Genomic DNA, 6,819 nt, shown 5'->3' on the forward strand with positions numbered 1-6,819 from the left:
ACTTCCGGTCCGACGTCACCAGCAGCTCATTTACGAGCACCGCATCTTTCCGGGTTTTTCGTTCGCTTACTTTTTGGCTCTCGATGATAGCTTTCACTTGTTGGTTGTAATCAATTTTTTCTTGATGCAGCAAATCATAATTCAAATGTTCACGGTCCGGATCGATGTCTGGATTCGTCCGACTTTCCCGTTCTCGCTGGTTGTGAAATTGCATGCCCTTCAAATCCGGGCTCTTCATTTTCTGCATCCGTACCACAGCAAAACTCACAAAAACACGCCCCCCTATTTCGGTCAACTTCCATGTAAAGTATAGCACACTATACTTTATTGCATAAAGGTGTGCTCTCCGAGGGTGAAAAGCAAGTAGCTGCCTCAATAGTGAGGCAGCTACCCAAAGTCAAAAGCATAGGGCTGCCTTACTTCGTAAGGTATCACCCAAGTTCAAAATCAAGGAAATATCAGTCCCTCTTGGGACTTTTAATTTCCAGAGAAAAAGAAGGAAGAGATAGCTTTCGCTATTTCTTCCTTCTTATCAAAACACTCATTCAAAACATAAATATAAAGTTATTCTAAGTTTGTCTTTATAGTTACATATCCATCTAATTTATAATCCGATTCTCCGATTTCTACTTTTTCATCTCCACGGTTTATTTTGTATTTTCCTCCCCGGAGACTAGCGCTGGGATTTAGTTCTTGATTCTCTTTCAATCCCCCTGTTAACTGACCATAAATATATTTTTTTCCTTCCGAGAAATCTTTCTCAGGAATGTAGCCCACTAAAAACGAGCCTATGTAAACTGCAATAGCCTCTGGATCATATTTATTATCAGGCTCCAATTTAAGGCTGCAATCAGTAAAAGGAGCTCCCTCAAATTCAAATACAGGCTCATCGAAGGTTTCTTCTAAAATCTCTTTGTTCGACATGCCATTATATTTTTCGTCAAAGTAAAAGCTATGTTCCTTCGCTTCTTTTATCGCTTTTTTGATAGCTGGCTGGTGAAAGGAGGTTCCAGCTATTTTAAATTCTAAGCGTTCAAAGACACCGTTTTTTTCTTTTATCGTGGTTGAATAGTTGGTTTCTGCAATAGTTTCTGGACCTTTATATTCTTCTTTAACTTCTGGAATAACTATCTCCGGTTGTTCTTCTGTCTCTTTTTTTGAAGATGTATTTCTGTTTTTAAAGATAAAATCTAACATGCCCATATTACAGTCCCCTTCCCAATTCAGTTCATTTCTTACAGGATAGCATTTACCGTCCTTAAAAACTCCATAATTTTCCTAGTGAATTCCTAATTTCTATCTTCTAGCCAATTATAAAATTTAACTTTTTTTACAGCTTCAGGTGACATGGCTTGATGATTCTTTTCAAGTAAGCGATTTAATTCTTGAAAGTTCCAAATGCATTTCCGAATAAGTTCATCTGCTTTTTCTTTTGTGATACTTACTGGTTCCCCTATAAATTCTTGCATTCCTTCAATTTCTCGAATTAAATTAATCGCTCGCTGCCGATCTTCCTTATCATCAACATTTACGTACTGAAACATATCTTCAAAAACCACTTCTACAATACTTTGAATTTCTTTGATTTGTTTCTTTGTAGCACTAGTTAGCTTTTGGCCATTTGACCAAATTAAATCAAAGCTACTGATAGTACGCCCCTCTTTTTCTACGTTATAACGTATTTCTAACTCAGTATGTTTATTTATTTCAGTAATCGCGACATCAAGAACAGATTTTTTAAAGCGTCCAGTATTCTCTAAATATGTTTTTGTATCTTGAACTCCAAATAACTTCATCAAATCTTCTTTTGATATCACCCTATGCCAGTAACCATGATGGGCTTTTACGAAATCATATAAAGTCCAAGAAAAACTACTTTTGAATTTAGAAGCAATAGTTAGATCTGTTGTAATGTATTTATCTTTCAAATTTAAGATATGAGGAATCATACGAGGATTCCATTCGAATTTAAAATGTCCTTTTTTATAACTCATGCCCATAAAAACATTCCAAAATTTAAATTCTTCATTTTCCAGATCTGCCGTACTGAATTTCACACTAGTGACCTTATCAGAATCTTTTATAGCATCTTCAGTATTATATTTTGTTAGTTTAAACTTCTTTTCAAAATCAGCTTTATGAAATTCAGTTACCCCATTTTGTTGAGTGCTGAAAATAGAAAAAGCCAATAACTGCATTTGATTTAAAGACAAACCTTGATTTAGTTTTGCCATAGACAATTCATTACTTTTCTTTATTGCATTCTCATATGAAATTATTTGTCTTTTAGAATTTCTTCTCGCCATTTCCCCAGCCCCTTTATGTACTTAAAACTTCCCTTTAAATGTACTTTTAAATTGTAAATAGGTATCCATATAATTTAAATTGTACCTTTATTTTAATTAAGGTTCAATTAGAAAGAAGAAAAAAGTACAGTAAAGGGAAGAAAAAAGTACAGTAAAGGGAAGAAAAAAGTACAGTAAATTTTTCAAACCTTTGTGGCTCTAAGGCGCAAGGGCACTCCTAAATATAACTAATGTAATTAATTTTTTAAAAATAATATATATATACAGGCAAAATTTCATTTTGAAAAAATGAAAAAACAAAGAAAAGAACATACAGATCAAGTTCATTCTTAGAAAAAGAGGGACTAATTAAGAGAGCTGAGTCTTTTTCTATATTTTTTACTGGCAAATAAAAAAGAAAAAAGCCACCGGATGCTGTCGGTAGCTTAAATCAATTTCACAGACGAAATGCTTTTAAATTGCTCTCAATTTGTTCATCCGTGATACCGATATAACGCAAGGTGATCTGCGGATGGGCATGGTTCAAGATATTCTGCAGCTCGGCAATGTCTTTAAACTGCTTGTAATGCCAATAGCCAAATGTTTTGCGCAAAGTATGTGTGCCAATGCCCACGGTGATATCAACCATCTGTGCGGCCTTCTGAAGCTGTCTGTACGCTTGAACACGTGTAATTGGATTATTTCCCTTTCGACTGGGAAAAAGCCACTCAGCGCCTTCTAACGTGCGAATATAGGCATCCAGTTCCTCGTAAATGTTGCTGAGGTGAATGGTTCTGCGTTTTCCGGTCTTTCCTTCACGCAACGACACCACCTTTTTGCCCTGAATCTCGCTGGTTTTAACCTTTAACAGATCCCCGACACGCAAGCCGGAATTGATGCCCAGGAGAAACAAGATATAATCCCGTTCGCTGCACCATTTCTTCAAGCTCCATTTCATGTCCTCAATCTTTTGGAGCGATCGGATCGGCTGCACGTCTTTGATTTCCGTTTGTTTGTTGCCCACTTTTATCACTCCTGGTTTTAGTTTAAGAACAAGTGCTATTTCGGTAGACTTGGAGAGGAAATCAAATTGTTTGGAAAGGCTGGATACAGAATGAAACTGGATACTTTTGCGTATTTCATTGTCCATTTGCTGACGCCTGGGCTGTTGCTAGGCCTCGGGCTGCTGTGGGGACATTGGATAGTCGAAAAACCACTGGCTAACAATGTAACGGATAATTTGTCGATTGTAGCGATATATTATGTGCTCGTCAGCATCATTTGGTTCCTGAAATTTAAGGACATGCGAGCGATCGGAACAAATAAGGTTTCCACCAAATCGAACTAACCAAAAGCGAAGGCGAGAGGAGAACGGGTTTCCTCTCGTTTTTTTTTTGAAGTTCGCAAAAAAACGAGAAATGAACCATTTACGAACCGATGTAGAGCTGTACGTAAGGAATTTTAGGAAAAGAAAAAGAGCGCCGCCAAGGAAAAGCGAACGCAGGAAAATCAAGGATCTGAATGTATCATTTTTTCTAGTAAAATCAGTTTCGCTTGATTTTTCGACGAAGTCAATGGAATCGGGGATCTGAATGTAACTTAATTAGCAATAAGTTACATTCAGATCAAAGCAATAGCATATTATTTTCCCTGGACCTAACCGGTTACGTAAATAATTGTTTCATATCTTCGCGGTTATACTCATAGAGCCAATCAGAGTATTTTTCATACAACGGCCGTAACGTCTCTTTATCAGCTGCAATCACTTCACAGCCTCGATCATCGTAAATAAAGAAGATAGCATTTTTGGTGAGGTTGATGAAAAAAGTATCAGGATAATACATCCCCTTTTCTCTTCTAAATTTAGGCTTCAAGGGAAAATCTTCGTTACAGGCAGCCTGGATCAGCTGAGGATAATGCAAGTCATGTTTCCTGCATTTCAAATGATACTGCGCCGTATAATAGTCTTCTGCTTCATCCTCATCGAAAACATAGGGCAGTGTGCTCAGCTTTAGTTGTAAAGCCAATTTTTTATTTTTGACGCCATTTTTATATACCTTGAAAGGTTTTGTTCTTCCGTTGGCATTTTTTCGGTGATAGACATTCGTTACTAAAACCAATTCATCCTCTTTAGAAAAAAGATCGTTAAAGATTGCCAAGGTTTGCTTGTATGCATTTTCAAACCGGTGTAGATTCAGTTTGTCCCCTTCTTCAAACTGATAAATTCCTAATCCCAGTTCGAAATGAATACCATTTTTCCATTGAAGATAAAGGCTTGGCTTTAAAACCAGCCCAGGAAAAGTAGTATGTAAATATTCTTGTAAATCCAGCAATTTATATGCTCCTTTTTCGAAACAAATTTCTTGAATTGAATGTAACTTAATTCACATTAAGTTACATTCGGTTTATCAGAATCGAGTGAAGTATGAATACTTGATATTGAACTTCCTCAACAAAATATCTTCTAGTTTAGTTAAATACTGGTCTACTGCTTTTAACAACACCTCAGAAGCTATCGTGCTTTCGTGTTCAAATTCTTGCCAAATTGAAAAGAGCTGCCATTCATTTTCGCTTTTTCTAATAAAAGATAAAATAGGTCCTTCCCTTTCATCATGTTCCATCGTGAAGTAATAAAAATCATTTTCTCCTTCGGAATCTTTCACTCTCCACTCTTTTAAAGCAACACCCAGTTCAAGCAACGCTAAGGACGGTTCATGAAAGAAACACGAATGACCGATATGAATGGTTAATTCCCCTTGCACATCAATCAATAATTTTCCGTTTTTCTGTCGAATTAGCTTTTTATCCAATTTCAATAACGGATCCAATTCAAAATCAATAGCCAGATTCTCCATTCAATCACTCCTTCAGTACGTTTCTACTAGAATTTTTCAGTGTGAATGTAACTTAACTGCACATAAGTTACATTCGGTTCCGCTAAAACAGTACCCTTTATTTGTTCCAGATTCTTGCCCATAAACCTCGGGTATCTTTTTTGGGTGTGACCGTTTCTGGTTCGCTTTCTGGCTGCTGTGAGGACGATTCTACGCTCTCTATCTTGGGTTGATCGGACGAAGGGGCATCCAGTGGCTGCAAACTGCCTTTCAGCATTTTCACTTCCTCTAAAATCTGCCCACTTTGCTCTTCTTGCTTTTGAATACTTTGTGCCATCTGATCAATCGTTTGTTGTTGATGCTGAATCAGTCGCAGCAGCCGTTCCTCGATCGTCAGTTCATTTACGGTCGCTTCATGGCGTTCTGTGTCGTCTTGTGTCGCTGTAGAGAGCGTAGCTTGGCGCGCTACGCTTTGCGTTTTAGACCATAAGAAAACTGCGTCAGCACTGTCTTCTAAAGTCATTCCACTGCTATCCTTGAGCGTTATGAACTTTCGTAACGCCATGAGATCTGTATCGCTGTACCACCGATGACCTTGAGCATTCTTTTTGAAGGTGTAGCCACTTTGTTCCAGCAATAACGAATACTTGCGAAGCGTTGATGGTTTGATATTGAGAACCGTTGCAATATCTTCAGGTGCATGAAAGGCCATCGCTGATCGCCTCCTTTTTCTTTCATCGTAAATGACCTACTCGAATTTGGACAGCTTAATTTTCTTAATGAATATTCTACAGAATGAAAATAAAAAAAAGAGATGGATGCCGGTTCAGCGTTCCAACTCCTGGTCTCTTTTTCTAGCCATGGTTTTTTGTTTTTCTTGCTCACGCTCTTTTTGCCATTCCTTGAATTTATCTAAGTGTGTTTTTGCAAACTCCACTAAGAGATTCAACTTGCTTCTCAAGGTTTTATTTTCTTTTCGCAACTCCTGATTTTCTTGTTTCAACTGGCTATTTTCTTTCTGCAGCCGTTCGGTCTTTGATTTCTCTTGATCCAGTTTCCGATCACTAGAGACCACTGCATCAAACATGTCATCAAACTGCTTCTCATGTGTCGCTATGGTGCTTTCAATGGCTTCGGTCGCTTTGGCTCTTGCTTTGAGGGCTTCAAAATCCTCCACCGGCAATTTCACGTGGTTTCGGTCAAATAGTGACGGTTTGCTGACTTGCAGCTCATCGACCTTCTTAGAAGCCGTCAAGGCGTTTCTAAGGGCTTCGGTTTCCTTCTCTAGGGTTTTAATCTCTTCATTGAGCGTCAATGCCTTAAAACGGCTCATTTCGATGTGTTTCCGGTCCGAAGCAATGCCCCGTTCCACTTCAAAGCCCAAGGTTTGCATGTGTTTCGGAAATTCTTCCTGCATCCACTGCAATTCCTGGCGATTAAAGATATTCTTGCCCTGGAGTTTACCGTCACGCATCGGAACGACGCCTAAATGCATGTGAGGCGTTTTCTCGTCATTGTGAACTGTCGCATACGCAATGTTTTGTTGGCCGTAGCGTTCAGAGAACAATTTATAGCTTTCCTCGAAAAACCGTTTCTGTTCAGCCGGATCTAAGCCATCGAAAAACTTCCGGTCCGACGTCACCAGCAGCTCATTTACGAGCACCGCATCTTTCCGGGTTTTTCGTTCGCTTACTTTTTGG

The 6,819-nt window shown here is 38.4% G+C and carries 9 protein-coding genes; 1 reads left to right on the forward strand and 8 read right to left on the reverse strand.

Annotated features, from left to right (window positions below; all coding sequences use genetic code 11):
* The 4 genes from DP119_RS15700 to DP119_RS15715 form a co-directional block, all read right to left on the reverse strand.
* Positions 1 to 268 (reverse strand): plasmid recombination protein (locus DP119_RS15700; RefSeq protein ID WP_205853892.1); only part of this gene is annotated, 268 nt, incomplete at its 3' end.
* Positions 269 to 564: 296 nt separating this feature from the next.
* Entirely contained in the window at positions 565 to 1,203 is a 639-nt protein-coding gene (locus tag DP119_RS15705; protein ID WP_112234010.1) for an HIRAN domain-containing protein, read from the reverse strand.
* A gap of 86 nt (positions 1,204 to 1,289) precedes the next feature.
* The gene (locus DP119_RS15710) at positions 1,290 to 2,306 is read right to left on the reverse strand and encodes a replication initiation protein (RefSeq protein ID WP_112234011.1); all 1,017 of its coding nucleotides are present in this window, start codon (positions 2,304 to 2,306) and stop codon (positions 1,290 to 1,292) included.
* A 436-nt stretch (positions 2,307 to 2,742) separates the two neighbouring features.
* On the reverse strand, positions 2,743 to 3,243 hold the full coding sequence (locus DP119_RS15715) for a tyrosine-type recombinase/integrase (protein WP_240616458.1): 501 nt from the start codon (positions 3,241 to 3,243) through the stop codon (positions 2,743 to 2,745).
* Positions 3,244 to 3,399: 156 nt separating this feature from the next.
* On the opposite strand from DP119_RS15715, the gene DP119_RS15720 reads away from it, so the two are divergent.
* Positions 3,400 to 3,633, forward strand: a complete 234-nt coding sequence (locus DP119_RS15720; RefSeq protein WP_112234016.1) for a hypothetical protein — start codon at positions 3,400 to 3,402, stop codon at positions 3,631 to 3,633.
* Between the two features lie 316 nt (positions 3,634 to 3,949).
* Here the strand turns inward: DP119_RS15720 and DP119_RS15725 are convergent, their stop codons facing one another.
* The 4 genes from DP119_RS15725 to mobV all read right to left on the reverse strand — a co-directional run.
* A complete protein-coding gene (locus DP119_RS15725; RefSeq protein WP_112234013.1) occupies positions 3,950 to 4,618 on the reverse strand; it encodes a DUF3885 domain-containing protein in 669 nt (222 codons plus the stop codon).
* A gap of 75 nt (positions 4,619 to 4,693) precedes the next feature.
* Positions 4,694 to 5,140, reverse strand: coding sequence for a DUF7878 domain-containing protein (locus DP119_RS15730; RefSeq protein ID WP_112234014.1), 447 nt, complete (start codon positions 5,138 to 5,140; stop codon positions 4,694 to 4,696).
* Positions 5,141 to 5,237: 97 nt separating this feature from the next.
* Positions 5,238 to 5,831 (reverse strand): MerR family transcriptional regulator, encoded by a 594-nt coding sequence (locus DP119_RS15735; protein ID WP_112234015.1) that lies wholly within the window; start codon positions 5,829 to 5,831, stop codon positions 5,238 to 5,240.
* Between the two features lie 114 nt (positions 5,832 to 5,945).
* The coding region (mobV, locus tag DP119_RS16045; protein ID WP_205853893.1) for a MobV family relaxase at positions 5,946 to 6,819 on the reverse strand (874 nt) is incomplete at its 5' end.

The organism is Planococcus maitriensis (assembly GCF_003289925.1).
In the GTDB taxonomy this organism is placed as follows: domain Bacteria; phylum Bacillota; class Bacilli; order Bacillales_A; family Planococcaceae; genus Planococcus; species Planococcus maitriensis.

Coding starts and splice junctions, on each gene's coding strand:
- DP119_RS15705 (WP_112234010.1), bottom strand. CDS start 1,203: ATGGGCATGTTAGATTTTATCTTTAAAAACAGAAATACATCTTCAAAA.
- DP119_RS15710 (WP_112234011.1), bottom strand. CDS start 2,306: ATGGCGAGAAGAAATTCTAAAAGACAAATAATTTCATATGAGAATGCA.
- DP119_RS15715 (WP_240616458.1), bottom strand. CDS start 3,243: ATGAAATGGAGCTTGAAGAAATGGTGCAGCGAACGGGATTATATCTTG.
- DP119_RS15720 (WP_112234016.1), top strand. CDS start 3,400: ATGAAACTGGATACTTTTGCGTATTTCATTGTCCATTTGCTGACGCCT.
- DP119_RS15730 (WP_112234014.1), bottom strand. CDS start 5,140: ATGGAGAATCTGGCTATTGATTTTGAATTGGATCCGTTATTGAAATTG.
- DP119_RS15735 (WP_112234015.1), bottom strand. CDS start 5,831: ATGGCCTTTCATGCACCTGAAGATATTGCAACGGTTCTCAATATCAAA.